Source organism: Streptomyces sp. NPDC002888, from assembly GCF_042888465.1.
GTDB lineage: Bacteria > Actinomycetota > Actinomycetes > Streptomycetales > Streptomycetaceae > Streptomyces.
Genome location: NZ_JBIAPU010000044.1, coordinates 1 through 25,866 on the forward strand (window position 1 = coordinate 1; position 25,866 = coordinate 25,866).

Sequence of the window (25,866 nt, forward strand, 5' to 3'; positions counted from 1 at the left end):
AAACGCCCGGTTACATTTCGAACCCGGAAGCTAAGCCTCACAGCGCCGATGGTACTGCAGGGGGGACCCTGTGGGAGAGTAGGACGCCGCCGAACTACCTTTAGAGCTCCGGCTCTTGGGCCCACAGCCCAAGAGCCGGAGCTTTTTGCGTTGAGGTAGGGTCAGGGGGCATCGTTGGCACGTTTCCCACAGGAGGCTCCCGGGTGGAGGTCCAGGAGACCCGCGTCCAGACAGACCGGGTCCTCACCATCCCGAACATCCTCAGCATGGCGCGGCTCGTTGGCGTGCCGCTCTTCCTGTGGCTGATCCTCAGGCCCGAGTTCGGGGGGCCGAAGAGCGACGGTTGGGCGCTGCTCGTGCTCATGTTGAGCGGAGTCAGTGACTACCTGGACGGCAAGCTCGCGCGGCACTGGAACCAGATCAGCAGCCTCGGCCGGCTCCTCGACCCGGCGGCCGACCGGCTCTACATTCTCTCGACATTGGTCGGTCTTACCTGGCGGGAGATTCTGCCAATCTGGTTGACCGCTGCACTTCTGGCGCGAGAACTGGTTCTGCTGGTGATGGTGGGCATCCTCAGACGGCACGGCTATCCGCCGCCCCAGGTGAACTTCCTGGGGAAGGCCGCCACCTTCAACCTGATGTACGCCTTCCCGCTCCTGCTCCTGAGTGACGGAAGTGGATGGATCGCGTCACTCGCTGCTATTTTCGGATGGGCGTTCGCCGGATGGGGTACAACGCTGTACTGGTGGGCAGGAGTCCTCTACGTGGTACAAGTCCGCCGCCTGGTCCGTGCGGACGCCATGGCCGACTGACCCCGCCGATTCGCGGTAGCAGTGGCTCGATGGCCCGCAGCGGAAAAATGCGGGACAATCTGGACGGGTGAAGTCGGCTAGACCGTCGTCTCTTCTTAGGAGGACGCTTCCGACATGAAGGCCGTCGTGATGGCCGGAGGCGAAGGCACGCGCCTTCGTCCTATGACCTCGAGCATGCCCAAGCCGCTCCTGCCGGTGGCCAACCGGCCGATCATGGAGCACGTTCTGCGGCTGCTCAAAAGGCATGGGCTCAATGAGACCGTCGTAACTGTGCAGTTCCTGGCGTCACTGGTCAAGAACTACTTCGGTGACGGCGAAGAGCTCGGAATGGAGCTCACGTATGCCAATGAGGAGAAGCCACTCGGTACCGCCGGAAGTGTCAAGAACGCCGAGGAGGCGTTGAAGGATGATGCCTTCCTGGTCATCTCCGGTGATGCCCTGACGGACTTCGACCTCACCGAGCTGATCAATTTCCACAAAGAAAAGGGTGCGCTGGTCACCGTCTGTCTGACGCGTGTACCCAATCCGCTGGAATTCGGCATCACGATCGTCGACGAGGAAGGCAAGGTCGAGCGCTTCCTCGAGAAGCCGACCTGGGGGCAGGTCTTCTCGGACACCGTCAACACGGGTATCTACGTCATGGAGCCCGAAGTGTTCGACTATGTCGAGCCCGACGTGCCCGTCGACTGGTCCGGAGATGTCTTCCCGCAGTTGATGAAGGAGGGGAAGCCGGTCTACGGCTTCGTCGCCGAGGGGTACTGGGAGGACGTCGGCACGCACGAGAGCTATGTGAAGGCACAGGCCGACGTGCTCGAAGGCAAGGTCGACGTGGAGATCGACGGCTTCGAGATCTCGCCGGGAGTCTGGGTGGCCGAAGGGGCCGAGGTGCACCCTGACGCCGAGCTCCGCGGGCCGCTCTACATCGGTGATTACGCGAAGGTCGAGGCCGGGGCCGAGATTCGTGAGCACACCATCGTCGGCTCCAACGTCGTCGTGAAGAGCGGGGCCTTTCTGCACAAGGCCGTGGTGGGCGACAACGTATATATCGGTCAGCACAGCAATCTGCGAGGCTGCGTGGTCGGAAAGAACACCGACATCATGCGTGCGGCCCGGATCGAGGACGGCGCCGTCATCGGTGACGAGTGCCTGATCGGTGAAGAATCGATCGTGCAGGGCAATGTCCGGGTCTACCCGTTCAAGACCATCGAGGCCGGCGCCTTCGTCAACACCTCGGTGATCTGGGAGTCGAGGGGGCAGGCCAATCTCTTCGGTGCTCGGGGCGTGACCGGCATCCTGAACGTCGAGATCACGCCGGAACTCGCGGTGCGGCTCGCCGGTGCCTACGCGACGACGCTCAAGAAGGGCTCCACCGTTACCACGGCCCGTGACCACTCCCGTGGCGCGCGGGCCCTGAAGCGGGCGGTCATCTCGGCGCTCCAGGCCAGCGCTATCGACGTACGGGACCTGGAGAACGTACCGCTGCCCGTGGCGCGGCAGCAGACCGCGCGGGGCAGTGCCGGCGGGATCATGATCCGGACCTCGCCCGGGGTGCCGGACTCCGTGGACATCATGTTCTTCGACGGGCAGGGCGCCGACCTGTCGCAGGCCAGCCAGCGGAAGCTGGACCGGGTGTTCGCGCGGCAGGAGTACCGGCGGGCGTTCCCGGGGGAGATCGGCGACCTGCACTTCCCGGCGAGCGTGTTCGACTCGTACACCGGGTCGCTGCTGCGGAACGTCGACACGACCGGGATCGCCGATTCCGGGCTCAAGGTCGTCGTGGATGCCTCGAACGGCAGTGCGGGTCTGGTTCTGCCCAGTCTGCTCGGCAAGCTCGGTGTCGACTCGCTGACCGTCAACCCCGGTCTCGACGAGTCCCGGCCGACCGAGAGCGCTGATATGCGGCGCTCGGGGCTGGTGCGGCTCGGGGAGATCGTGGCCTCCTCGCGGGCGGCGTTCGGGGTGCGGTTCGACCCTGTCGGTGAGCGGCTGTCGCTCGTCGACGAGAAGGGGCGGATCGTCGAGGACGACCGGGCCCTGCTGGTGATGCTCGACCTCGTGGCCGCGGAGCGCCGCAGTGGCCGGGTGGCGCTTCCGGTGACCACCACGAGGATCGCCGAGCAGGTGGCGGCGTATCACGGAACCCAGGTCGAGTGGACGACCACGTCTCCCGACGATCTGACGCGCGTCGGGCGGGACGAGGCGACCATCTTCGGCGGCGACGGCAGGGGCGGGTTCATCGTCCCGGAGTTCAGCAGTGTCTTCGACGGTACGGCGGCGTTCGTGCGGTTGATCGGATTGGTGGCGCGGACGCAGCTCACGCTGAGCCAGATCGACGCGAGGATTCCGCGTGCGCACGTCCTGAAGCGGGATCTGGCGACCCCGTGGGCCGTCAAGGGGCTCGTGATGCGGCGGGTCGTCGAGGCGGCCGGAGATCGCTTCGTGGACACCACGGACGGCGTGCGGGTGGTGGAGACCGACGGGCGCTGGGTGATGGTGCTGCCGGACCCGGCTGAGGCGGTCACCCACCTGTGGGCGGAGGGGCCGGACGACGCGTCCGCCCAGGCACTGCTCGACGAGTGGTCGGCGGTCGTGGACAGCGCGGGGCGCTGAAACACACTGCACGCGTGCGTGCCGGACAAGTGTCCTCAAGGGGGCCGGTCCGGCACGCCGGTGGGGCCATTCGGAGGTAGTGGTCGCGACGTGCGACGATGTGCGGCATGCCGCAGCAGCCCCCCGTTCGGAGCACACCCACGCGCCCCTCGCGGCCGGACGCGTCCATGTCGCTGCTCACCAACGTCATGGACCACAGCCTCGACGACGGCTATGCCGAGGCCGCGGCCCGGAAGAAGGCCGCGGGCGAGGGCGGGCTGCCGAAGACACTGAGAGCGAAGCTCGGCCTGGCCGCCGGCCTTGTCCTCGCGGCCCTCGTGGTGACCGTGGGAGCGGCGCAGGCGCGGGTGGCGGCTCCTGTCGTTGCCAAGGAGCGCGAAGAGCTGATCGACCGGATCGACCGGGAGACCGAGGCGGCGGAGAAGCTCGAAGGCAGCGTCGACAAGCTGCGCGGCGACGTCAGCGCGCGGCAGCGGGAGGCGCTGAAGCAGAGCGGAGGCGGCGACCAGGCGGAGCTGGTGGGCATCCTGTCGGGCGCCGTCGAGGTGCACGGCCCCGGTGTGAAACTGGTCGTGAACGACGCCAAGGAAGCCACCACGGGCGGTGACGGCGACCCGCGCGAGACGTCCGGTTTCTCCGACACCGGACGCGTGCGCGACCGGGACATGCAGCGCGTGGTCAACGGGCTGTGGGAGTCGGGCGCGGAGGCCATCTCCATCAACGGGCAGCGGCTGACGGCGCTGTCGGCGATCAGGGCCGCGGGTGACGCGATACTGGTCGACAACAAGCCGCTGGTGCCGCCGTACACGGTGCTGGCGGTGGGGAACGGGCAGCGGTTGAGCACCAGGTTCCAGAACAGCGCCGACGGTCTCTATCTGCACGCCCTGCAGGAGAGCTACGGCATCCGGACCGGGATCTCCACGGAGGACGACCTCCGGCTGCCGGCCGCCCCGAGTGTGATCGTACGTACAGCACAGCCGAGAACTGAGAAGGGCACATCGTGATCGCCGTACTGGGCCTCGTCGTGGGAGTCGTGGCCGGCCTGTTGGTCCGGCCTGAGGTTCCGGCGGTCGTCGAGCCTTATCTGCCGATCGCCGTCGTCGCGGCGCTCGACGCCGTTTTCGGAGGTCTGCGGGCCATGCTCGACGGGATCTTCGACGACAAGGTCTTCGTGGTGTCGTTCCTGTCGAACGTGGTGGTGGCCGCACTGATCGTGTTCCTGGGCGACAAGTTGGGCGTGGGTGCCCAGCTGTCCACCGGTGTCGTGGTCGTCCTCGGCATCCGCATCTTCTCCAACGCCGCCGCGATCCGCCGGCACGTCTTCCGGGCGTGAGGCCGATGAGCGACAAGGACGAGACGGCCGAGAACAGGCTGCGCAAGGAACTGCCCGAAGAGGTGCCCGCGGCCGAAGCGGAGGAGGCCGCCTCCGAGGAGGCGGCCAAGCCCGGACTGACCGGGCGGCAGCGGCTGGCGCAGGGGCTGTGGCCGCCGCGGGTCACCCGGGCCCAACTCATCGTCGCCCTGCTCCTGTTCGGCCTCGGCTTCGGTCTGGCCGTCCAGGTGGCGTCCAACAGCGACGGCGACAGCGCGCTGCGCGGTGCGCGTCAGGAAGATCTCGTGCGCATCCTCGATGAACTGGATGACCGTACGCAGCGTCTTGAGGACGAGAAGGCGGGGCTCGAGAAGCAGCGCCAGGAGCTGGAGAACAGCTCCGACCAGGCCGAGGAGGCCCGCAAGCAGACGGTCGAGAAGGAGCGGCAACTCGGCATTCTTGCGGGCACGGTGGGGGCGCAGGGCCCCGGCATCACGATGACCATCGACGACACGAAGGGGACGGTCGAGGCGGACATGCTGCTCGACGCGATCCAGGAGTTGCGCGCGGCCGGCGCGGAGGCGATCCAGGTGAACGGCGTGCGCGTCGTCGCCGACACGTATCTGACGGATTCCGGCAAGAGCGTGAGCGTCGACGGGAACAAGATCACCGCGCCCTATCGTTTCAAGGTCATCGGCAAGTCACAGGATCTCGAACCGGCACTCAACATCCCTGGAGGTGTGGTGCAGACTCTCGAGAAGGAGCAGGCCACCGTCGCCGTCGAGCGGTCGACCAAGATCGTTGTGGACGCCTTGCGGGCGGCGAAGCAGCCTGACTACGCTCGGTCGTCCTCCCAGTGAACCGGGGGTGCATGGGGGCCGTCCGACGGGGGCATGAGGTTGCGGGGGGTCGGCGCACCGAATGGGTGGTGCGTGGTGGAAACTGTCTGGTGGATACGGACGTTGTGAGGATGTCCGGGTCGGCCGGTGTATTCAGTCAGGGTTCGTCCTGCCCCACGGGCGGGTCTGTTTCGGTCAAGGGGAATCGCCCGTGAAGTTGTTTGCGAAGTTGTTCGGCAAGAGCGCGCGAGAGGGCAGTGACAACGCCACCGCTCGTCATCGCGCACAGCCCGACGCGGAGGGCCAGCGGCCGCTGTTCCGGGACCAGGTCGGTGGTCCGGGTGGTGACATTTCCGGAGGTCAGGGCGCGCCGTCTGTTGACCCTGCCCAGTCCGGAGGCATAGGTTTCGGGCAACCGTCAACCTCAAGTACGGGTGGAGGGTTTTCCCCTATGTCGGCCCTGGTGTGTACGAGGTGCGGTAACCGCAACGCGGAGAACAGCCGCTTCTGTTCCAACTGCGGTGCTCCGCTGCGGCCGGGAGTCGCCCCCGAGCGCGCGTCGGAGACGACCTCCACGATCTCCATCTCCGGCCTCGAGGCCTACGACTCCGAGGCCACTGGCCAGACGCAGCTTCCGGCGCTTTCTCCGGAGGCGCAGGCCGCCGTGGACGCCCTGCCGCTGGGGTCCGCGCTGCTGGTCGTGCGTCGCGGCCCCAATTCGGGCAGCCGCTTCCTCCTGGACGGCGACCTGACCACGGCCGGGCGTCATCCGCAGAGCGACATCTTCCTGGACGACGTGACGGTCTCGCGCCGCCACGTGGAGTTCCGGCGCAGCCCGGACGGCTCGTTCACGGTGGCCGACGTGGGCAGTCTGAACGGTACGTACGTCAACCGTGAGCGGATCGACCAGGTCGCTCTGTCGAACGGGGACGAGGTGCAGATCGGCAAGTACCGGCTGGTCTTCCACGCGAGCCAGCGGGGCTACTGACCCTCCTCCGGACTCCGTCCGGGGGGACCCCAGGGAAGGTCCATGCTTCATACACCGAGGGGCGGCGCCGGGCACGGCGCCGCCGCCGCGGACAGTGGACTGATGAGCATCGGCACGGTGCTGAACGGGCTGCGCGACGAGTTTCCCGAAGTCACCATCTCCAAGATCCGTTTTCTGGAGTCGGAGGGGCTCATCGAGCCGCAGCGGACCCCTTCGGGGTACCGCAAGTTCAGCGCCGCGGACGTTGAGCGCCTCGGCCACGTCCTGAGGATGCAGCGGGACCACTATCTGCCGCTCAAGGTGATCCGCGAGCATCTGGACGCCATGGAGCGCGGCGAGGCCGTACAGCTGCCCGCGCTCGGCCGTCAGCGCAACGGTGAGAGCGGGGCCGAGGTCTCTGAGGGGCCCACCGCGGCCCGCATCGGGCGGGCCGAGCTGCTGGCCGCGGCCGGGATCGACGAGCGGGAACTCGCCGAATGGGAGTCGTACGGGCTCGTCACGCCGCTGGAGGGCGGGGTGTACGACGGGGAGACGGTGACCGTGGCCGCGCTCGTCGTCGAGCTGGGGCGGTTCGGGATCGAGCCGCGGCACCTGCGGGTGATGAAGGCCGCCGCCGACCGTGAGGCGGGGCTGGTGGACCAGGTGGTGGCCCCGCTGAAGCGGCACCGCAATCCGCAGACCAGGGCCCACGCCGAGGCCCGTACGAAGGAGCTGGCGGGGCTCACGGTGAAGCTGCACGCCGCGCTGGTGCAGACCGCCCTCGGGGTGCGGCTGCCCTGAGCGGGCCGTTCGCCGGCCCCGTGCGGAAGGGGCCGGGGTGGCCTGATCGGCCGCCGGATCCCGGCCCGACTACCCAAACGTCCCGGGCACGGCCTAGGGTTGCTGTGTGAACGAGCTCGATGTCGTAGGTGTCCGGGTCGAAATGCCCTCCAACCAACCGATCGTGCTCCTGCGTGAAGTGGGAGGCGACCGCTACCTCCCCATCTGGATCGGGCCGGGGGAGGCGACGGCCATTGCCTTCGCCCAGCAGGGCATGGCCCCCGCGCGACCGCTGACCCACGACCTGTTCAAGGACGTGCTGGAGGCCGTCGGCCAGGAGCTCACCGAAGTGCGCATCACGGACCTGCGTGAGGGCGTCTTCTACGCGGAGCTGGTCTTCGCCAGCGGGGTCGAGGTGAGCGCCCGCCCGTCCGATGCCATAGCGCTCGCACTGCGCACCGGAACGCCGATCTACGGCAGCGACACGGTGCTCGACGACGCGGGCATCGCGATTCCGGACGAGCAGGAGGACGAGGTGGAGAAGTTCCGCGAGTTCCTCGACCAGATCTCGCCCGAGGACTTCGGCACCAGCAGCCAGTAGCGGGGGCCGGTGCGGCCGGGGCGGCCCCGTGTATGCGGGGCACTCGCCGCGATGATGCGTGTGCCACGGCCCGCTCCGCCGGACAGGACCGAAATGCCGGTATTTGCCAGCGGCGCCGGAGTGCGTCCTGCGGCTCCTCCTCAGGGCATTCGGCTAGCCTTTCCCCGCGGTGGGGCACGGGAAACCACTCCTTGGGTGATTATCACTCGGCGTGCCGAGTGTGGCGATCGTTGACGCACCCCTGGTGACTGCCTACCGTCGAGAAGGCAGGTCAAGGACGGAGGTCGGCGTGAGAAGCAGCGGCGACGGTACGACTGGGGGTGCCCCCGGACTCGGTTCCGGGGGGAGCGGTCCGTACCCTCCCCCAAGCTCTCGGTTCCGCTCGAGCAGGGGGTACCCCCACCCCGGCAGCGCGGCCGACCACGCACCGCAGCGACCGGCGGCCGTGCCGAGCGGCGGAGGGGCGGCGTCCATGGAGTCAGAGGAGATCGGCTACCGCGGTCCGACGGCCTGCGCGGCCGCCGGCATCACCTACCGGCAACTGGATTACTGGGCGCGTACAGGGCTCGTCGAGCCGAGTGTGCGGCCCGCCTACGGCTCCGGGACGCAGCGGCTCTACAGCTTCCGGGACGTCGTCGTCCTGAAGATCGTCAAAAGGTTCCTCGACACCGGGGTGTCGCTGCAGAACATCCGTACCGCCGTCCAGCACCTGCGTGAGCGGGGGTTTCGCGATCTGGAGCGGATGACGTTGATGAGTGACGGCGCCACGGTCTACGAGTGCACGTCGCCGGACGAGGTGCACGCGCTCCTCCAGGGCGGCCAGGGCATCTTCGGCATCGCCGTCGGTGTGGTGTGGCGGGACGTGGAGAGCGCGCTGTCGCAGCTGCACGGGGAGCGGATCGACACGGGGGAGACCCTTGTCGGGCACAATCCGGCGGACGAGCTGGCGCGGCGGCGTAACCGGGCGGTCTGAGGGGCCGTCGGTTGTCCGGAGGCGGCGCCGGGAGGGCATTGTCAGTGGCGTAGGGCAGCATCGGAGATGTGAGAACCGCGCCCACGATCCTGCATCTCGACATGGATGCCTTCTACGCCTCGGCGGAGCAGGCAGCCAAGCCGAGTCTGCGCGGGAAGGCCGTGATCGTGGGTGGGCTCGGGCCGCGCGGGGTGGTGGCGACCGCCTCGTACGAGGCACGGGTTTTCGGGGTGCACTCGGCGATGCCCATGGGCCAGGCGCGTCGGCTCGCTCCGAACGCCGCGTATCTCGTGCCGCGGTTCCAGTTCTACCGGTCGATCAGCGAGCAGGTGATGGAGCTGCTGCGGGCGCTGTCGCCGCTGGTGGAGCCGCTGAGCCTGGACGAGGCGTTCGTCGATCTGGAGGCCGGGGCAGTGGCGTGGGACGAGGAGTCCGCGCGGCTGGTGGGGACGAGGCTGCGCGCCGACATACGTGACTACACGGGGCTCACTGGGTCGGTGGGGCTGGCGGCCTCCAAGATGCTCGCGAAGATCGCGTCCGAGCGGGCCAAGCCGGACGGGCTGGTGGTGATCGAGCCGGGGACCGAGCGGGCGCTGCTGGGGCCGCTGTCGGTGCGTACGTTGCCTGGAGTGGGGCCCGCGACGGGAGATCATCTGCGGCGGGCCGGGATCACCACGGTCGACGAGATCGCCGAGGCGGGGGAGGACGAACTCGTACGGCTGCTCGGGAAGGCGCACGGGCACGCCCTGCACGCGATGGCGCTGGCGCACGACGAGCGGCCCGTGGTGGCCGAGCGGGAGGCGAAGTCGGTGTCCGTGGAGGACACCTACGACGTCGACATCCATGATCGGGTGCGGGTGGGGATGGAGGTGCGGCGGCTGGCGGACCGGTGCGTGCGGAGGCTGCGGGAGGCGGGGTTGTCGGGGCGGACGATTGTGCTGAAGGTGCGGCGTTACGACTTCTCGACGTTGACGCGGTCGGAGACGCTGCGGGGGCCCACGGATGATCCGGCGGTGGTGCGGGAGGCGGCGGGCCGGTTGCTGGGCTCCGTGGACACGACGGGTGGGGTCCGGCTGCTGGGGGTGGGGGTCAGTGGGCTCGCTGACTACACACAGGAGGATTTGTTCGCGCAGGCGGCCGAGGAGAGTGTCGAGGAGCCGGTGGAAGAGGCGCGGGGTGAGGTTGTGGCGGGGGAGCCCGAGCCTGCTGAGCGGCGGTGGCATCCGGGGCATGACGTGCGGCATGCCGAGTACGGGGCCGGGTGGGTGCAGGGGAGTGGGGTGGGGCGGGTGACTGTGCGGTTCGAGACGCCGGGATCCGAGCCGGGGAGAGTGCGGACGTTCCTGGTTGACGATCCCGAGTTGGAGCCGGCGGAGCCGGTGCCGTTGGTGACGCGACAAGGCAGGCCGGAGAGGGGCGAGGGTTCTGTGGGTGCCGGTGAGATACGTGCGGGGGCGTCGGGTGGGGCGGGGCGTGCGGCCCGGCACTGACCGGGTGCGTCCTTCTCAGGGGTCTTCTGTTCCTGCCAGCTTCCCGAAGTCGTGGTCGGGGAGGGGGGGAGGTGGGGCGAGGTCCAGGCCGTAGTGGTGGTAGAGCTGGAGTTCTTGTTCGGGGGAGAGGTGGCGGCCTACGCCGAAGTCGGGGGCGTCCTTGATGAGGGCGCGGTCGAAGGGGACGTGCAGGGTGCCCTCGATGAGTTCGCTGGGTTCGAGGGGGACGAAGGCGTCCCGGGAGAAGAGACCGGTGCGTATGGCCGCCCACTCGGGCACGCCGGTCGCGTCGTCGAGGTAGACCTCGTCGATCGTGCCGATCTTGGTGCCGTTGCGGTCGAACGCCTTGCGGCCGATCAGGTTGCGCGGATCGATGTCGGTCAGCACGGGCCCTCCACTTGCTCGCAACTCATCCGTAAGCACTACAAAAGAGCACATTGGAGAAGGCGGCCACTCGAAGGCGTGTGCGTGGACCTCGCTGGTAGGCTGACAACGGCTGCTGACCCCGTGCGGGAGAGTCCTCCAGACATCATCGGAGGCGCCGAAGGAGCAAATCCTCCCCGGAATCTCTCAGGCCCACGTACCGCACGGACGAGGTCACTCTGGAAAGCAGGGCGGGTGTCGTCGACGGCTTCCGCTCTCACCGACGGTGAAAGCCGGAGACCTTCGGGCGATCCGGTGAAGCTCTCAGGTTGAGATGACAGAGGGGGAGGCCGTCCGGGTACCCGTGCAGTGGTGCCCCTCGAAGGTCGCGTCAGACCAGGAGGCCTCCGCAATGACCGCCCACCGCATTCCGCTCTCCGAGCTCGAGAAGGGGATTCCCTTCGAACAGCGCCACATCGGCCCCGACCATGAGGCGCGGGCCAAGATGCTCGCGCAGGTCGGCTATGGCTCCCTGGACGAGCTCACCGCCGCCGCGGTCCCGGATGTGATCAAGAACGCCGACGCGCTGGACCTGCCGGGCGCGCGCACCGAGGCCGAGGTGCTGGCCGAGCTGCGGTCCCTGGCGGATCGGAACCAGGTGCTCGATTCCATGATCGGGCTGGGGTACTACGGCACCTTCACGCCGCCGGTCGTGCTGCGGAACGTCATGGAGAACCCGGCCTGGTACACCGCCTACACGCCCTACCAGCCGGAGATCTCCCAGGGGCGCCTCGAAGCCCTGCTCAATTTCCAGACCATGGTCGCCGACCTGACCGGGCTGCCGACCTCCGGCGCGTCGCTGCTCGACGAGGGCACGGCCGCCGCCGAGGCCATGGCGCTCTCCCGGCGCATGGGCAAGAACAAGAAGGGCCTCTTCCTGATCGACGCGGACGCGCTGCCGCAGACGATCGCAGTGATCGAGACACGCGCCGAGCCGACGGGTGTGGAGGTCGTGGTCGCCGACCTCGGCGAAGGGATTCCGGCCGAGATCGCCGGGCGTGAGATCAACGGCGTGCTGATCCAGTACCCGGGCGCTTCCGGTGCCGTACGCGACATCAAGCCGCTGATCGAGCAGGCGCACCAGCTGGGCGCGCTCGTCACCGTCGCCGCCGATCTGCTCGCGCTGACGCTGCTGACGTCGCCCGGGGAGCTGGGGGCCGACATCGCGGTCGGGACGACGCAGCGGTTCGGTGTGCCGATGGGGTTCGGCGGGCCGCACGCCGGATACATGGCGGTGCACGAGAAGTTCGCGCGCAGCCTGCCCGGGCGGCTCGTGGGCGTGTCCGTGGACGCCGACGGGAACAGGGCCTACCGGCTCGCGCTGCAGACGCGTGAGCAGCACATCCGCCGGGAGAAGGCGACCAGCAACATCTGCACCGCGCAGGTCCTGCTCGCTGTCATGGCCGGGATGTACGCCGTGTACCACGGGCCCGAGGGGCTCCGGGCGATCGCCCGGCGGACCCACCGGTACGCCACCGTGCTCGCCGCCGGCCTCGCGGCGGGTGGTGTGGAGGTCGTGCACGGTGCCTACTTCGACACGCTGACCGTGCGGGTGCCCTCGAAGGCCGCCGAGATCGTCGCCGCCGCCCGGGAGCACGGGGTCAACCTGCGCCTTGTCGACGCCGACCACGTGTCGATCGCCTGCGACGAGACCACCGCGCGGGCCCAGGTCGGTGCCGTCTGGGCCGCCTTCGGGGTCGAGGGTGACATCGAGGCGCTGGACGCGGCCACCGAGGACTCCCTGCCGGAGGCGATGCTGCGCACCGACGAGGTCCTGACCCACCCCGTCTTCCACCAGTACCGCTCCGAGACCGCGATGCTGCGCTACCTGCGCAGGCTGGCCGACCGGGACTACGCGCTCGACCGGGGCATGATCCCGCTCGGCTCGTGCACGATGAAGCTCAACGCGACCACGGAGATGGAGCCGGTCACCTGGCCCGAGTTCGGCCAGCTGCACCCGTTCGCGCCCGCCGAGCAGGCGCAGGGCTACCTCACGCTCATCCGGGAGCTGGAGGAACGTCTCGCCGAGGTCACCGGGTACGACAACGTGTCCCTCCAGCCCAACGCCGGGTCGCAGGGCGAACTCGCCGGGCTGCTCGCCGTACGCGGATACCACCAGGCCAATGGTGACGAGCAGCGGACGGTGTGCCTCATTCCGTCGTCCGCGCACGGCACCAACGCCGCGAGTGCCGTGATGGCGGGCATGAAGGTCGTCGTCGTGAAGACCGCCGAGGACGGTGAGATCGACGTCGACGACCTGCGGGCGAAGATCGAGCGGCACCGTGACGAGCTGGCGGTGCTGATGATCACGTACCCCTCGACGCACGGGGTGTTCGAGGAGCACGTCGCCGACATCTGCGCGCAGGTGCACGAGGCCGGCGGTCAGGTGTACGTCGACGGGGCCAACCTCAACGCGCTGGTCGGGCTGGCCAAGCCGGGGCACTTCGGCGGTGACGTCTCGCACCTGAACCTGCACAAGACGTTCTGCATCCCGCACGGTGGCGGGGGTCCGGGCGTCGGTCCGGTGGCCGTGCGGTCGCACCTGGCGCCGTATCTGCCGAACCACCCGCTGCAGCCGGCCGCCGGACCGGAGACGGGTGTGGGGCCGATCTCGGCGGCGCCCTGGGGGTCCGCGGGGATCCTGCCGATCTCGTGGGCGTACGTGCGCCTCATGGGCGACGAGGGGCTGAAGCGGGCCACGCAGGTGGCCGTGCTCTCCGCCAACTACATCGCCAAGCGGCTCGAACCGCACTATCCCGTGCTCTACACCGGGCCGGGCGGGCTCGTCGCGCACGAGTGCATCATCGACCTGCGGCCGCTGACCAAGACGACGGGTGTGAGCGTCGACGACGTCGCCAAGCGGCTCATCGACTACGGGTTCCACGCGCCGACGATGTCGTTCCCGGTGGCCGGCACGCTGATGATCGAGCCGACCGAGTCCGAGGACCTGACCGAGCTGGACCGGTTCTGTGAGGCGATGATCGCGATTCGCGCGGAGATCGAGAAGGTCGGCTCGGGTGAGTGGCCCGCGGACGACAACCCGCTGCGGGGCGCCCCGCACACCGCGGCCGCGCTCGGTGGGGAGTGGGCGCACGCGTACAGCCGTGACGACGCCGTGTTCCCGGCCGGGGTCTCGGCGGCCGACAAGTACTGGCCGCCGGTGCGCCGTATCGACCAGGCGTTCGGGGACCGGAACCTGGTCTGCTCGTGCCCGCCGCTGGACGCGTACGAGGACTGAGTGAGGACTGAGTGACGTGTCCGAGGGCTCCCCGTTCCGGTTTCCGGGCGGGGAGCCCTCGGCGTGTCAGGCCGTGGCGAGGGCGACCTCGGTCGACTTGATCAGGGCGACCACGGAGGAGCCGGGGGCGAGGGCGAGGTCGGCGGCGGCGTCCGCGGTGATCACGGCGGTCAGCGCACCGCCGTCGACGGACAGCTTGACCAAGGCCATCGCGCCGCCGGTGGAGATGTCGGTGACCGTGCCGGGGAGCCGGTTGCGGATGGACAGGCCCTCGACCGGGCCGGTGGTGAGGGAGACCTCCGTCGACTTCACCAGGGCGCGGACGGCGGAGCCGGGGGCGAGGCCGAGTTCGGCGACGGCTTCCCGGGTGATCGCCGCGGTGAGGGGCTGGCCGCCGGTGAGGCGGAGGCCGACGGTGGCCATCACCTCGCCGGGGGTGATGGTGGTGATGGTGCCGGGGAGCTGGTTGCGGATGCTCATCGTCATGAGCATCAACGTAGGGCCCTCGAAGCGTTATGCCGGGTATGCGTGGGTCTGCGTCGCCTTGACGGTCGCCCAGACCTGGGCGCCCGGATACAGGTCGAGTTCGGCGGCGGCGACCGTGGTGAGGTCGGCGACGAGGGGGAGTTCGCCGGTGAGGTCGGCGCGGATCTGGTCGCCGTGGGTCTCCAGCCCTGCGACCTCGCAGCGCCACAGGTTGCGGGCGCTGGCGCCGGTCGGGCGGTCGCGGTAGAGGGTGACCGCGCTCGGCGGGAACGCGACGAAGACCGGTCCGGAGAGGACTTCCGTGGTGGTGATGGCGGGGCCGGCGTCGAGGCGGACCATGTGGCCGTCGGCGCGGCCCCGGTAGAGGTTCAGGCCGACCAGTTGCGCGATGTAGTCCGTGCGGGGGTGGCGGGCGATGTCGGAAGGGGTGCCCTCCTGGACGACCCGGCCGTGTTCGACGACGACCAGGCGGTCGGCGAGGACCATGGCGTCCAGCGGGTCGTGGGTGACGAGTACGGCGACGGCCTCGAAGTCGGCGAGGTGGCGGCGGAGCTGGGCGCGGATCTCCAGGCGGGTGCGGGCGTCGAGGGCGGCGAGGGGTTCGTCGAGGAGCAGCAGTCGGGGGTGGGTGGCCAGGGCGCGGGCCAGGGCGACGCGCTGGGCCTGGCCGCCGGAGAGGTGGCGGGGCTTGGCGTTGGCGTGTTCGGCGAGGCCCATGCGGTTCAGCCACTCGGTGGCCTGGGCGCGGGCCTCCGCTTTGGTCGCGCCGTGGCAGCGGGGTCCGAAGGCCACGTTGTCGAGGGCGGTGAGGTGGGGGAAGAGGAGGTAGTCCTGGAAGACGACGCCGACCGGGCGGGATTCGGGAGGCGTACGTTCCAAAGAGGCGCCGTCCAGGCGTAGGTGGCCGCCGGTGAGGAGGGCGAGGCCGGCCAGTGCGCGCAGGGCTGTGGTCTTGCCGGCGCCGTTGGGGCCGAGCAGGGCGACCACGTCACCGGGGGCGGCGGTCAGTGTCACGTCCAGCTGGAAGGTGCCGCGGTCGACGAGGAGGTGGGCGTCGAGGGCGGTGTCGCGGGTGTGATTGGTGTGGGGGCCGGTCTTGGTGGTGTCGGGGTGGGTCATGGGGTGCCGGTCCAGGGGTGGAGGGGGCTTTGTTGACGTGGGCCGCGTGACTTCCGGTGTGCTGTGGCTGGGGTGGGGTGGATCGCGCAGCCCGGCGCTTGCGGGGTGCGGCCCGCGCCCACCCTCCCCCACGATGCGTGAGTGGATGGGGTGGCTGAGCGCCGGGCGTGTCCGCGAGGGTCGCCGACGGGCACTCGTGGTGTCCCGGGCGGCGCGGCTGCCTGCGGACCGAGGGCGTGGCTGATGCTGCTCATGGGGGTGCTATCCAGCGGTCGCGGAGGGCTGCCAGGACTGTGATGGAGACGGCGAGGAGGACGAGGCTGAGGGCGATGGCCGCCTCGGGGTCGTTCTGAAGGGCGAGGTAGACGGCCAGCGGCATGGTCTGGGTGCGGCCGGGGAAGTTGCCGGCGAAGGTGATCGTGGCGCCGAACTCGCCGAGGGCGCGAGCCCAGGCCAGTACCGCGCCGGCCGCGATGCCGGGGGCGATCAGCGGCAGGGTGACGCGGCGGAACGCGGTGAAGCGGGAGGCACCCAGGGTGGTGGCCGCCTCCTCGTAGCGCGGGTCGGCGGCGCGGAGGGTGCCCTCGACGCTGATGACGAGGAACGGCATCGCCACGAACGCCTCCGCGACGACGACGCCCGCCGTGGTGAACGGCAGGGTGACGCCGAACCAGGAGTCCAGCCAGCGGCCGACGACGCCGTTGCGGCCGAGTGCCATCAGCAGGGCGACACCGCCCACGACCGGGGGCAGGACCAGCGGCAGGGTCACCAGGGCGCGGACCAGGCCGCGGCCGGGGAAGTCCGTACGGGCGAGGACCCAGGCCAGCGGAACGCCGATGACCAGGCTCACCACGGTCGCCGCCGTGGCGCAGACCAGGGACAGCTGCAGGGCCTGCCACACTTCCGCGCTGGTCAGCTGCTCCGGGAGGTCGCGCCAGGGGGCCCGTACGAGCAGGGCGACGAGCGGCAGGAGCAGGAACGCCAGGCCGACCAGGGCGGGGAGGAGGAGGGGGAGGGGCGGCAGGGGGCGGGGGGCACGGCTGGGTGTACCCCTCGTGGCCCTGGCCTTCCCCACGCGGCTGCGCCGCGGACCGTCCCGCACGGTGTCCGCGGCGCCTGCGGCTGTCCGGTCGGGCGGTGTCATGGCTTGAGGAAACCGGCCTCGGTCAGGATCTTCTGGCCCTCGGCGGATCGCACCAGGGCGATGAAGGCTTTGGCCGCCTCGGCGCTGGGGGCGTTCTTCAGCAGGGTGATCGGGTAGTCGTTGACGGCCTTGGCCGACTCGGGGAACTCCACGCCGTCCACCTTGTCACCCGCGGCCTTCACGTCGGTCTTGTAGACGACCGCGGCGTCGGCCTCCTTCAACTCCACCTTCGTCAGGGCGCCTTTGACGTCCTGCTCGTAGGAGACCGGTGTGAGCTTGAGGCCGCTCGCGGCGAGGGCCTTCTGGGCGGCCGCGCCACACGGCACCGTCTCGTCGCACAGGACGACCTTCAGGCCGGACTTGGTGAGGTCCTTGAGGGAGGAGACCTTGTCGGGGTTGCCCGGCAGGGTGGCGATCTCCAGCTGGTTGCGGACGAAGGTGACCGGCGTGGTCGCGTTGCTCTTCTTGTCGGTCACGATCGCCATGGTCTTGGTGCTGGCGGCGGCGAAGACGTCCGCGGGGGCGCCCGCGGTGATGTTCGCGGCCAGGCTGTCGCTGCCGCCGAAGTTGAAGGTGACCTTCGTGCCCGGGTGCTGCTTCTCGAACTCCGCGGCCAGCTTGGTGAAGCTCTCCTTGAGGGAAGCGGCGGCGAAGACGGTCACCGTGCCGGAGAGCTTCGCGGACGACGAGGAGGACGAGGAGGCGGAGGCGGGCTTGGAGGACGCGTCGGAGTCGGACGAGGAGCAGGCGCTCAGGGTCAGCAGCGCGGCGGCTCCCGCGCCGGTCACCTGCAGCATCCGGCGGGTCCGGCGCGGGGAACGGGTCATCACGGATCTACTCCTCGGTCTCGACGGCCGTGCGGTGATGATTCTGCCGCATGTGCGAGGCGGGAGTCTCCTATCAGGTTGCATGAGCTGGCACATCGCGCCTTGTGGGTCCGCACATGCGACCCGTAGACGAGCTCTCGTTCAGGTGCGGTCGATGTGCACGTTCGTCGACTTCACGCGGGCGGTGGCCTCCATGCCCACTTCCAGCCCCAGCTCCTCGACGGCCTCGCGGGTCAGCAGGGAGACCAGGCGGTGCGGGCCGGCCTGGATCTCCACCTGGGCGGCGACGTCACCGAGCTTGATCGCGGTGACGATCCCGGGGAAGGCGTTACGGGCCGAGGTGTACGAGGTGCCCTCCTCGGCTCCGCCGGTCTTGGCGAGTTCGACGGAGAACGCGGCGAGAGCCTTGCCGTCGATGAGGCGTCGCCCGGTCTCGTCGCGGTGGGTCGCCACCCGGCCGGCGTCCGCCCAGCGGCGCGCGGTGTCTGGGCTCACGCCGAGCAGCCGAGCCGCCTGGCCGATCGTGTAGGACTGCATGCCGGTCACGATAGGGCTGGTGGCGCGGAACCGTGGACGCGGGGCGGCGCGTTGCGGCAGGGGACGCGGCCCGGGGGTCGTGATCGACACCGACGCCCTGGTGACGAACGACGCCAGGACGAAGACGCGCACGGCAGGAAATCCCGACCCCGACCGCCTGTCCTGCTGCGCGTCGAGGTCGTGGCGCGCACCCCGCGCACGGCACGGCGGCTCTGACGGAGGGGCCGCCAGTGACGGCCCCTGCGCTCAGCCCGTGTGCACGCGTGGCCTGCGGGCGCGGTCCGGTTCGGCCTCGCGCAGCACCTCCCGGGTGACCGGGGCGACCTCACCCTGGCCGAACAGGAAGAAGCGCAGGAAGTTGGCGAAGGGGTTGCCCTCGGTCCACTCGAAGTAGATGTGCGGGGTGCAGCCGGTGGTGTCGCGGACGTGCAGGAGCATCGCGGCCAGCGCGTTGGGGACGGAGGAGGACTCCAGGGTCAGCACCCGGTAGCGGTTGTGCAGGACCTCGCCGCGTACGTTCAGGCCCGACTCGAACTCGGAGGGGTCGGTGACCGTCACTTCGGCGAAGACGAAGTCCTCCTGACCGGGGATGTCGTTGTCCTCCCGGATCTGCTCGATCTTGTCGCGGTACTCGGCCTTGTCCCGGCGGTCGGGCTCGTTGGCGATGAAGCGGATCTTGCGGCTGGCCATGTCCCGGATGAACCGCTCCGCCATGGGGTCGAGCGTCACGCTGGTCACGCGCAGCTCGAAGGCGCGGGCCAGCCGGGACAGCAGCGAGACCAGGATGATGCCCGCGATGAAGCAGGCGCCGATCTTCACACCGTCGGGGCGCTCGATGACGTTCATGACGGTCGTGTAGAGGAACACCGCCGATATCACCGCGAAGGCGATGGTCCAGCTCCGTTGCCCGGCCTTGTGGGCGGCGATGGTCACGGCGATCGCGGCGGAGCTGATCAGGACCAGCACGCCGGTGGCGTACGCGCCGCCCTGCGCGTCGACGTCGGCGTCGAAGATCCAGGTGACCAGGAAGGCGACCAGGATGAAGACGATGACCATGGGACGCACCGCGCGGGCCCAGTGGGGGGCCATGCCGTAGCGCGGCAGGTAGCGGGGCATCAGGTTCAGCAGACCGGCCATCGCGGAGGCGCCGGCGAACCACAGGATGGTGATCGTCGAGACGTCGTAGACCGTGCCGAAGGCGTTGCCCAGGTACTCGTGCGCGAGGAAGGCGAGGGCGCGGCCGTTGGCCTGGCCGCCGGACTCGAACTCCTTCTCCGGGATCAGCAGGGTGGTGATGAAGCTGGTCGTGATCAGGAAGGCGCTCATGATGAGGGCGGCGGTGGTGAGCAGCTTCTTGGTGTCCCGGATCCGGCCCCTGGGCTGCTCCTCGGTGTCGCCGGGGTCGCCCTTGACGTGTGGCATGACGGCGACGCCGGTCTCGAAGCCGGAGAGGCCCAGCGCGAGCTTCGGGAAGACGATCAGGGCCATGCCGATCATGACGAAGACGTTGCCGTGCTCGGCGGTCAGGGCGCTGGACCAGTCGGCGATCACATGGCCCTCGGTGCCGACGTGCCACAGCCCGACGACCACGACGACGACGTTGAGCGCGAGGTAGAGGCCCACCAGGACCACGGCGACGCCGATGGCCTCCAGAAAGCCCTTGAGGAAGACCGCGCCGAGCAGGGCCACGAGAATGAGTGTGATCAGCAGCTGCTTGTCGTGCAGGGCGCTGGTCAGATGCGGGTTCTCGACGAGGTGGGTCGAGGCGTCGGCCGCCGAAAGGGTGATGGTGATCAGGAAGTCGGTGGCGGCGAAGCCGAGCAGGGTCAGGACGAACAGCTTGCCCTGCCAGAAGGACAGCAGGCGCTCCAGCATCGCGATCGAGCCCTCGCCGTGGGGGCTCTCCTCGGCCACGCGGCGGTAGACGGGCAGGGCGCCCGCCAGAGTGACGATCACCAGCACGATGGTCGCCACCGGTGACAGCAGGCCGGCGGCGAGGGCGGCGATGCCGGGCTGGTAGCCGAGGGTCGAGAAGTAGTCGACACCGGTCAGGCACATCACCCGGTACCAGCGCTGGCCCTTGTGCGGGGGCTCGGGCTCGGCGTGCGGACCCGTGTGGCCACCGGCCTTGCCCATGTCGGACAGGCCCTCCAGCATCCAGGCGCGCAGGCGACTGGGCGCCGGGTGTTCGGTCGTGGCCATCGGCGTGCTCCTGAGGGACGGCTCAGCGTGCGGTTTCGGCCATCACGCGGACGGCGGCACCAGCGTAAGCAGAGAGTGACGCCTGGGCCTATGGATCATGGGGGGGCTGGTCGTCAAGCTTCCGTTAAGACTGGCAGGGTGCCGACTGGGCCGTAGGGGGGACGGCAGGTCGGCGGCCGGGGACGTGCGGTCGGCGGCCGGGGGCGGCGACCCAGCAACGAAGCCAAGGCCAAGGTCGTCAAGGACAACTCGACGGCCGACTACAAGGTCCAGCCCTCCCAGGTCCCGGCCGACGCGGTCACCTCTTCCGGCTCGGGCCTCGACCCGGACGTCTCCCCGGCGTACGCCCAACTCCAGGTCCACCGGGTCGCCGAGCGCAACCGCCTGCCCGTCCCGCAGGTCGAGAAGCTGGTCGAGGAGCACACCGAGGGCCGCATCCTCGGCTTCATCGGCGAGCCCCGCGTGAACGTCCTGGAACTCAACATCGCGCTCAAGGGAGTCGCTGAGGGCAGGTGACAGGGCCCGGCTGAGGACGAGAGCGCCGCGGCGGCCGTCGCGGCGCCCTTGTTCTTCCCCGGGGTGCCTCCTACAGTCCGCTCCGTAATGTTCGTCATCGAGACCGAATGTTTCGACCGGTCCGGCGGAGGGGCAGAGGTACATGCGGACGTACGAGAATCCCGTCATCGGCGGATTCCATCCCGACCCGAGCGTGTGCCGGGTGGGCGAGGACTACTACCTGGTGTGCTCCAGCTTCGAGTACTTTCCCGGCGTCCCCCTCTTCCACAGCCGTGACCTGGTGCACTGGCGGCAGATCGGCAACGTCCTCGACCGGCCCGGGCAGTTGGAGCTGCCGGACGACCTGCCCGCGTCCGCCGGTGTCTACGCCCCCACCATCCGGCACCACGACGGCCGTCTCCACGTCATCACCACCAACGTCGGTGGCGGGGGCAACCTCCTCGTCACCAGCGAACGGCCCGAGGGGCCCTGGTCCGACCCGGTGTGGATCGACCTGCCCGGGATCGACCCCGACCTGGCCTGGGACGAGGACGGCTCCTGCTGGTGTGCCGTGTCCGGGGTGCGGGTGGCCCGTATCGACCCCGCGACCGGGAAGGTGCTCGAAGGGCCGCTCCCCGTGTGGTCCGGGACGGGGATGCAGCACCCGGAGGCGCCGCATCTGTACCGGATCGGCGACTGGTGGTACCTCGTGCTCGCCGAGGGCGGCACCGCCCACGGCCACAGCGTCTCCGTCGCCCGGGCGCGCTCGCCGCGCGGGCCCTTCGAACCGGCCCCGCACAACCCCGTCCTCTCCCACCGCAGCACCGACTCGCCGATCCAGTGCACCGGCCACGCCGACCTGGTCCAGGCACCCGACGGCAGCTGGTGGATGATGCTGCTGGCCACCCGCCCGCGCGGCTACTTCCCGCAGTTCCACGTCCTCGGGCGGGAGACCTTCCTGACCCCGGTGGAGTGGGTGGACGGCTGGCCCCGCATCGCACCCGTGGCCGAGCGGCACCCGGCGCCACGCGGGGCCTGGCACCCCGGTGAACCCGAGCCGGTGCGCGACGACTTCGACGCCCCGGAGCTCGCACCGCGGTGGATCTCCCCGCGCCGTCGGCCGGAAGGCTCCTGGTCGTTGAGTGAGCGGCCCGGGTGGCTGACGCTGACCGCGACGGGCGACAGCCTCGACCGGCCCGGCACCACCTTCGTCGGACGCCGGCAGCAGCACCCCGACTGCCGGGCGGCGGTCCGGGTGGACCCGGGTTCGGGGCGGGCCGGCCTGTCCGTGCGCATGGACGAGGCGCACCACTACGACGTCGAGGTGGGCGGGGGAGCGGTGGAGGTCGTCGCACGGATCGGCCCGGTGCGGCAGAGCCTCGCCCGCCGGCCGGTGCCGCCGGGACCGCTCACCCTGGCGGTCGACATCCGCCCGACGGACGTACTGCCGCCCACGGTCACGGCCGCCGACCAGGACGCCCCGGGCATACGGGCGGGCGGACCCGACACGATCGGCTTCTCGGTCGAAGGGCCGGACGGTGCCGTGAAGTTGGCGGAGCTCGACGGCCGTTATCTGTCCACGCAGGTGGCCACGGGCTTCACCGGCCGGGTCATCGGCATGTACGTCACCGAGGGCAGCGCGACCTTCGACTGGTTCGACTACACATCCGCCTGACCCCAACTGCCCGCAAGTGCCGGGCGGTTCGCAGAGGGCTGTCGAAGGATTCACCGCGTACGAGGGGTTGCCACCCGTCGGACGCTGTCCTTAGGGTGCGGCAGCAACGAACCTTTCAGGATCAACTCCGAAACTTTCGCAACCTCGAGGAGTGCATGATGGGCGAGCCGGCACTGTCCCGCCGCGGTTTCCTGGCGGCATCCGCCGCGGCCGGTCTGGGCATCACGGCACTGAGCGGCTGCGGCGGCGACTCGGACGGGGGGTCGTCGGGCACGACCACCCTGGAGTGGTGGCACATCATGACCACCGAGCCGGCCAAGGGCGTCTGGGCCTCGCTGGCCCGGCAGTTCGAGTCGCAGAACCCCAACGTGAAGATAAAGACCGTCGCGCTGGAGAACGAGGCGTACAAGTCGAAGATGACCGCGCTGACCGCATCCGGGAAGCTGCCGGACATCTTCCACACCTGGGGCGGCGGTGTCCTGAAACAGCAGGCCGACGCGGGCCTCGTCGAGGACCTCACCGACCGGACCAAGGACTGGGCGGGCACGCTGCTGCCGGTCGCCAAGGAGCCGTACCTGGTCGACGACAAGGTCTACGGCATCCCGGACGACATCGGCATGGTCGGCTTCTGGTACAACAAGGCGCTTTTCAAGAAGGCCGGGATCGCCACGCCCCCGACCACCTGGTCCGGCTTCCTCGACGCCGTCCGTGCCCTGAAGTCCGCCGGGGTCGCGCCCATCGCCCTCGCCGGCAAGGAGAAGTGGCCCGGTATGTATTTCTGGGCCTACCTGGCGATGCGCACCGCCGGAATCGACGCCCTGCAGAAGGCCGCCGACACCAAGGACTTCACCGGGGCCGGGTTCGTCGAGGCCGGTGAGCACCTCAAGGAGCTCGTCGCGCTCCAGCCGTTCCAGAAGGGGTTCCTCGGCGCCGCCTACTCCACGCCCGCCGGGCAGGCCGCCGCCGTCGGCAACGGCAAGGCCGCGATGGAGCTGATGGGCCAGTGGGCGCCCAGGGTGCAGGACAGTGAGGGCAAGGGCCTCGGTGCCGACCTCGGCTTCTTCCCGTTCCCCACGGTCGAGGGCGGCAAGGGCGCGCTCACCGAGGTGTTCGGCGGAGGCGGCGGACTCGCCCTGCGCGAGGGCGCTCCACAGGCGGCCGTCGACTTCCTGAAGTTCTTCGCCTCGGCCGGCACCGGCCGCGAACTGGTGAAGAAGACCGGCACGCTGCCGGTGGTCACGGCCGCCGAGGACGCGCTGGCCGACCCCAACCTGAAGGCCGTGCAAACGCAGTTGAAGAGCACCACCGGCTTCCAGCTCTACCTCGACCAGGCCTACCCGCCCGCCGTCGGCCAGGAGGTCAACGACAGCGTCGCCGCGCTGATCGCCGGCTCCAAGTCGCCCGAGCAGGTCACCGAGTCGATCACCAAGGTCGCGAAGGAAGAGCAGTAGGCCGCGATGACCTCAACCTTCCTTCCGGACAAGCGATCCGGCCCCGACGTCGCGCCGACGCCCCCGGCCGGCCGGCCGTCGCCGGGGCGCAGACGGCGGCGCGTGCTGCACTGGCTCACCGCGGTCTCCTTCCAGCTGCCCGCGCTCGCGCTGTTCGGCCTGCTCGTCCTGCTGCCGATGCTCTTCGCGCTCTACGCCGCCTTCTTCCGGTGGGGCGGCTTCGGCATGCCCTCCGACTACACCGGCACGGACAACTTCACGCGGCTCTTCGAGGACCCGGTCTTCCTCGGCGACCTGTGGCGCTGCCTCCTCCTGGTGCTGCTCTCGCTCGCGTTGCAGCTGCCCTTCGCGCTTGCCATGGCCGTCCTGCTCAACCAGCGGCTGCGGGGGCGGGCGTTCTACCGGATGCTGTTCTTCGCCCCGTACATCCTGTCCGAGGTGATCACCGGCATCCTGTTCTCGATGATCTTCGCGCCGGACGACGGACTCGCCGACCGCGTCCTGGGCGGCATCGGCCTGGACGGGATCGGCGGGAAGTGGTTCTCCGACCCCTCCACCGTCATGGCCACTCTCTTCCTCGTCATGACCTGGAAGTACTTCGGCTTCCACATGATGCTCTACCTGGCCGGACTCCAGTCCATCCCGGCCGAGTTGACCGAGGCCGCGATCGTCGACGGCGCCGGACCCTGGCAGCGGTTCCGCAACGTCACCCTGCCGCTGCTCGCGCCCACGCTCCGGATCAGCGTCTTCCTGTCCGTGATCGGGTCGATCCAGCTCTTCGACCTGGTGTGGGTGATCACCGCGGGCGGCCCCGACCACCACTCCGAGACCATGGCTATCACGATGTTCCAGTACGGCTTCAAGCGCTACCAGGTCGGCTACGCCAACGCGATCAGCGTCGTCATCTTCGGTATCAGCCTCGTCTTCGCCCTCGCCTACCAGCGGTTCGTGCTCCGCCGCGACCTCGAAGGGGCCACCACGACCATGCGGGGAGGCGGACAGTGACGGTCAGTCAGAAACGTCGGGGCAGGGGTCTGCCGCTGCACGTCGTGCTTGTCACCGTCGGCGCGGTGATGGCCGTACCCCTGCTGTACGCGGTGTTCTCCGGCTTCAAGTCCACCGACCAGCTCTCCCGCAACCCGATCGGGCTGCCCGACCCGTGGGTGTCCTCGAACTACACCGGCATCCTCGGCTCGGGCGACTTCTGGCGGATGCTCGGCAACAGCACGCTGATCGCGGTGGGCACGACCGTGCTCGTCGTCGCGGTGTCGGCGCTCGCGGCCTTCTCCTTCGCCCGGTTCGCCTTCCGGGGGCGGGAGGCGCTGTTCACGCTGTTCACGATGGGGCTGATGTTCCCCTTCGCGGTGGCGGTCCTGCCGCTGTTCCTGCTGCTGCGCTCCATGGACCTGCTGGACAACCCGCTGGGCGTGATCCTGCCGCAGGCCGCCTTCGGGCTGCCGATGACGATCGTCATCCTGCGCGGCTTCTTCCGGGAGATCCCGGCCGAACTGGAGGAGGCGGCCACGCTGGACGGCTGCGGCCCGTTCGGCTTCTTCTGGCGGATCCTGCTGCCCATGGCCCGGCCCGCGCTCGGCACGGTGTCGGTGCTCGCGGTGGTCGGCAGCTGGAACAACTTCCTCCTGCCGCTGCTCGTGTTCAACGAGCCCGACTGGTGGACCATCCCCGTCGGCGTCCAGCAGTTCCAGGGCCAGTACGCGTCGGACACCGCCCGTGTCTTCGCCTACCTGGTCCTCGCCATGGTCCCCGCCCTCGCCTTCTACTCGGTCGCCGAGCGCCAGCTCGTCGGCGGCCTCACCGCCGGCGCCACGAAGGGATGACCCGCGCCGACGGACGTACGGCTCACCCACACCCCCCGATCGTGAGG

General features: G+C 69.7%; 21 protein-coding genes, 1 rRNA gene, 2 pseudogenes and 1 riboswitch. Of the genes and pseudogenes, 17 read left to right on the forward strand and 7 right to left on the reverse strand.

Translation table 11 applies throughout. The annotated features are described in order from the left end of the window. The 11 genes and pseudogenes from rrf to ACFYWX_RS44330 all read left to right on the forward strand — a co-directional run. Nucleotides 1-95: ribosomal RNA gene (gene rrf, locus ACFYWX_RS44280) — 5S ribosomal RNA — on the forward strand; the annotation flags it as partial. 108 nt (nt 96-203) lie between these two features. Continuing rightward, complete coding sequence (locus ACFYWX_RS44285; protein WP_389431065.1) at nt 204-812, forward strand: CDP-alcohol phosphatidyltransferase family protein; 609 nt, start codon at nt 204-206, stop codon at nt 810-812. A 114-nt stretch (nt 813-926) separates the two neighbouring features. Then, nucleotides 927-3,422, forward strand: a complete 2,496-nt coding sequence (locus ACFYWX_RS44290) for a sugar phosphate nucleotidyltransferase (RefSeq protein ID WP_389431067.1) — start codon at nt 927-929, stop codon at nt 3,420-3,422. Nucleotides 3,423-3,520: 98 nt separating this feature from the next. Then, entirely contained in the window at nt 3,521-4,426 is a 906-nt protein-coding gene (locus ACFYWX_RS44295) for a DUF881 domain-containing protein (RefSeq protein ID WP_389431068.1), read from the forward strand. Further along, nucleotides 4,423-4,755 (forward strand): small basic family protein, encoded by a 333-nt coding sequence (locus ACFYWX_RS44300; RefSeq protein ID WP_003988855.1) that lies wholly within the window; start codon nt 4,423-4,425, stop codon nt 4,753-4,755. Before ACFYWX_RS44295 ends, ACFYWX_RS44300 begins: the two co-directional genes overlap by 4 nt. A gap of 5 nt (nt 4,756-4,760) precedes the next feature. After that, entirely contained in the window at nt 4,761-5,594 is an 834-nt protein-coding gene (locus ACFYWX_RS44305; protein ID WP_389431069.1) for a DUF881 domain-containing protein, read from the forward strand. Between the two features lie 61 nt (nt 5,595-5,655). Further along, the gene (locus tag ACFYWX_RS44310) at nt 5,656-6,561 is read left to right on the forward strand and encodes an FHA domain-containing protein (protein ID WP_133931701.1); all 906 of its coding nucleotides are present in this window, start codon (nt 5,656-5,658) and stop codon (nt 6,559-6,561) included. Between the two features lie 42 nt (nt 6,562-6,603). Beyond that, nucleotides 6,604-7,341 (forward strand): MerR family transcriptional regulator, encoded by a 738-nt coding sequence (locus tag ACFYWX_RS44315; RefSeq protein WP_389431071.1) that lies wholly within the window; start codon nt 6,604-6,606, stop codon nt 7,339-7,341. A gap of 106 nt (nt 7,342-7,447) precedes the next feature. After that, nucleotides 7,448-7,921 (forward strand): bifunctional nuclease family protein, encoded by a 474-nt coding sequence (locus ACFYWX_RS44320; protein WP_026253112.1) that lies wholly within the window; start codon nt 7,448-7,450, stop codon nt 7,919-7,921. A gap of 289 nt (nt 7,922-8,210) precedes the next feature. After that, on the forward strand, nt 8,211-8,894 hold the full coding sequence (locus ACFYWX_RS44325) for a MerR family transcriptional regulator (RefSeq protein WP_389431073.1): 684 nt from the start codon (nt 8,211-8,213) through the stop codon (nt 8,892-8,894). A gap of 68 nt (nt 8,895-8,962) precedes the next feature. Further along, nucleotides 8,963-10,478 (forward strand): annotated as a pseudogene (locus ACFYWX_RS44330) (DNA polymerase IV). Here ACFYWX_RS44330 and ACFYWX_RS44335 read toward each other — a convergent pair. Continuing rightward, nucleotides 10,400-10,771 carry a PRC-barrel domain-containing protein gene (locus ACFYWX_RS44335; RefSeq protein ID WP_389431074.1) on the reverse strand — a complete coding sequence of 124 codons (372 nt, stop codon included), beginning with the start codon at nt 10,769-10,771 and terminating at the stop codon, nt 10,400-10,402. The pseudogene ACFYWX_RS44330 and the gene ACFYWX_RS44335 sit on opposite strands and share 79 nt — an antisense overlap. A 113-nt stretch (nt 10,772-10,884) precedes the next feature. Then, nucleotides 10,885-10,980, forward strand: a riboswitch (glycine riboswitch). A 179-nt stretch (nt 10,981-11,159) separates the two neighbouring features. On the opposite strand from ACFYWX_RS44335, the gene gcvP reads away from it, so the two are divergent. Next, the gene (gene gcvP / locus ACFYWX_RS44340; protein ID WP_389431075.1) at nt 11,160-14,045 is read left to right on the forward strand and encodes an aminomethyl-transferring glycine dehydrogenase; all 2,886 of its coding nucleotides are present in this window, start codon (nt 11,160-11,162) and stop codon (nt 14,043-14,045) included. 66 nt (nt 14,046-14,111) lie between these two features. On the opposite strand, the gene ACFYWX_RS44345 is transcribed toward gcvP, so the two are convergent. The 6 genes from ACFYWX_RS44345 to ACFYWX_RS44370 form a co-directional block, all read right to left on the reverse strand. Continuing rightward, nucleotides 14,112-14,531, reverse strand: coding sequence for a molybdopterin-binding protein (locus tag ACFYWX_RS44345; protein ID WP_389431076.1), 420 nt, complete (start codon nt 14,529-14,531; stop codon nt 14,112-14,114). 27 nt (nt 14,532-14,558) lie between these two features. Beyond that, on the reverse strand, nt 14,559-15,650 hold the full coding sequence (locus ACFYWX_RS44350; protein WP_389431077.1) for an ABC transporter ATP-binding protein: 1,092 nt from the start codon (nt 15,648-15,650) through the stop codon (nt 14,559-14,561). A 250-nt stretch (nt 15,651-15,900) separates the two neighbouring features. After that, entirely contained in the window at nt 15,901-16,794 is an 894-nt protein-coding gene (modB, locus tag ACFYWX_RS44355; protein ID WP_389431079.1) for a molybdate ABC transporter permease subunit, read from the reverse strand. Then, the gene (gene modA, locus ACFYWX_RS44360; RefSeq protein WP_389431080.1) at nt 16,791-17,621 is read right to left on the reverse strand and encodes a molybdate ABC transporter substrate-binding protein; all 831 of its coding nucleotides are present in this window, start codon (nt 17,619-17,621) and stop codon (nt 16,791-16,793) included. The genes modB and modA overlap by 4 nt, the downstream gene beginning before the upstream one ends. Nucleotides 17,622-17,762: 141 nt before the next feature. Further along, a complete protein-coding gene (locus ACFYWX_RS44365; protein ID WP_389431081.1) occupies nt 17,763-18,158 on the reverse strand; it encodes a molybdopterin-binding protein in 396 nt (131 codons plus the stop codon). Nucleotides 18,159-18,404: 246 nt separating this feature from the next. Beyond that, nucleotides 18,405-20,360, reverse strand: coding sequence for an amino acid transporter (locus ACFYWX_RS44370; RefSeq protein WP_389431082.1), 1,956 nt, complete (start codon nt 20,358-20,360; stop codon nt 18,405-18,407). Between the two features lie 195 nt (nt 20,361-20,555). On the opposite strand from ACFYWX_RS44370, the pseudogene ACFYWX_RS44375 reads away from it, so the two are divergent. The 5 genes and pseudogenes from ACFYWX_RS44375 to ACFYWX_RS44395 all read left to right on the forward strand — a co-directional run. Continuing rightward, nucleotides 20,556-20,876, forward strand: a pseudogene (locus ACFYWX_RS44375) (potassium-transporting ATPase subunit C); the annotation flags it as partial. A 142-nt stretch (nt 20,877-21,018) separates the two neighbouring features. Further along, the gene (locus ACFYWX_RS44380; protein ID WP_389431083.1) at nt 21,019-22,530 is read left to right on the forward strand and encodes a glycoside hydrolase family 43 protein; all 1,512 of its coding nucleotides are present in this window, start codon (nt 21,019-21,021) and stop codon (nt 22,528-22,530) included. A 158-nt stretch (nt 22,531-22,688) separates the two neighbouring features. Beyond that, nucleotides 22,689-23,981: an extracellular solute-binding protein gene (locus tag ACFYWX_RS44385; RefSeq protein WP_389431084.1), complete on the forward strand. Its 1,293-nt coding sequence runs from the start codon at nt 22,689-22,691 to the stop codon at nt 23,979-23,981. 6 nt (nt 23,982-23,987) lie between these two features. Further along, nucleotides 23,988-24,986 carry a carbohydrate ABC transporter permease gene (locus tag ACFYWX_RS44390; protein ID WP_389431085.1) on the forward strand — a complete coding sequence of 333 codons (999 nt, stop codon included), beginning with the start codon at nt 23,988-23,990 and terminating at the stop codon, nt 24,984-24,986. Between the two features lie 68 nt (nt 24,987-25,054). Then, complete coding sequence (locus ACFYWX_RS44395; protein ID WP_389431134.1) at nt 25,055-25,819, forward strand: carbohydrate ABC transporter permease; 765 nt, start codon at nt 25,055-25,057, stop codon at nt 25,817-25,819. The last annotated feature ends 47 nt before the right edge of the window (nt 25,820-25,866 follow it).

What these genes read in the sequence shown, in the direction of transcription:
- ACFYWX_RS44290 (WP_389431067.1), top strand. Translation starts at nt 927, where the DNA reads ATGAAGGCCGTCGTGATGGCCGGAGGCGAAGGCACGCGCCTTCGTCCT.
- ACFYWX_RS44295 (WP_389431068.1), top strand. Translation starts at nt 3,521, where the DNA reads ATGTGCGGCATGCCGCAGCAGCCCCCCGTTCGGAGCACACCCACGCGC.
- ACFYWX_RS44305 (WP_389431069.1), top strand. Translation starts at nt 4,761, where the DNA reads ATGAGCGACAAGGACGAGACGGCCGAGAACAGGCTGCGCAAGGAACTG.
- ACFYWX_RS44310 (WP_133931701.1), top strand. Translation starts at nt 5,656, where the DNA reads ATGGGTGGTGCGTGGTGGAAACTGTCTGGTGGATACGGACGTTGTGAG.
- ACFYWX_RS44315 (WP_389431071.1), top strand. Translation starts at nt 6,604, where the DNA reads ATGCTTCATACACCGAGGGGCGGCGCCGGGCACGGCGCCGCCGCCGCG.
- gcvP (WP_389431075.1), top strand. Translation starts at nt 11,160, where the DNA reads ATGACCGCCCACCGCATTCCGCTCTCCGAGCTCGAGAAGGGGATTCCC.
- ACFYWX_RS44345 (WP_389431076.1), bottom strand. Translation starts at nt 14,531, where the DNA reads ATGACGATGAGCATCCGCAACCAGCTCCCCGGCACCATCACCACCATC.
- ACFYWX_RS44350 (WP_389431077.1), bottom strand. Translation starts at nt 15,650, where the DNA reads ATGACCCACCCCGACACCACCAAGACCGGCCCCCACACCAATCACACC.
- modB (WP_389431079.1), bottom strand. Translation starts at nt 16,794, where the DNA reads ATGACACCGCCCGACCGGACAGCCGCAGGCGCCGCGGACACCGTGCGG.
- modA (WP_389431080.1), bottom strand. Translation starts at nt 17,621, where the DNA reads ATGACCCGTTCCCCGCGCCGGACCCGCCGGATGCTGCAGGTGACCGGC.
- ACFYWX_RS44365 (WP_389431081.1), bottom strand. Translation starts at nt 18,158, where the DNA reads ATGCAGTCCTACACGATCGGCCAGGCGGCTCGGCTGCTCGGCGTGAGC.
- ACFYWX_RS44370 (WP_389431082.1), bottom strand. Translation starts at nt 20,360, where the DNA reads ATGGCCACGACCGAACACCCGGCGCCCAGTCGCCTGCGCGCCTGGATG.
- ACFYWX_RS44380 (WP_389431083.1), top strand. Translation starts at nt 21,019, where the DNA reads ATGCGGACGTACGAGAATCCCGTCATCGGCGGATTCCATCCCGACCCG.
- ACFYWX_RS44385 (WP_389431084.1), top strand. Translation starts at nt 22,689, where the DNA reads ATGGGCGAGCCGGCACTGTCCCGCCGCGGTTTCCTGGCGGCATCCGCC.
- ACFYWX_RS44390 (WP_389431085.1), top strand. Translation starts at nt 23,988, where the DNA reads ATGACCTCAACCTTCCTTCCGGACAAGCGATCCGGCCCCGACGTCGCG.
- ACFYWX_RS44395 (WP_389431134.1), top strand. Translation starts at nt 25,055, where the DNA reads ATGGCCGTACCCCTGCTGTACGCGGTGTTCTCCGGCTTCAAGTCCACC.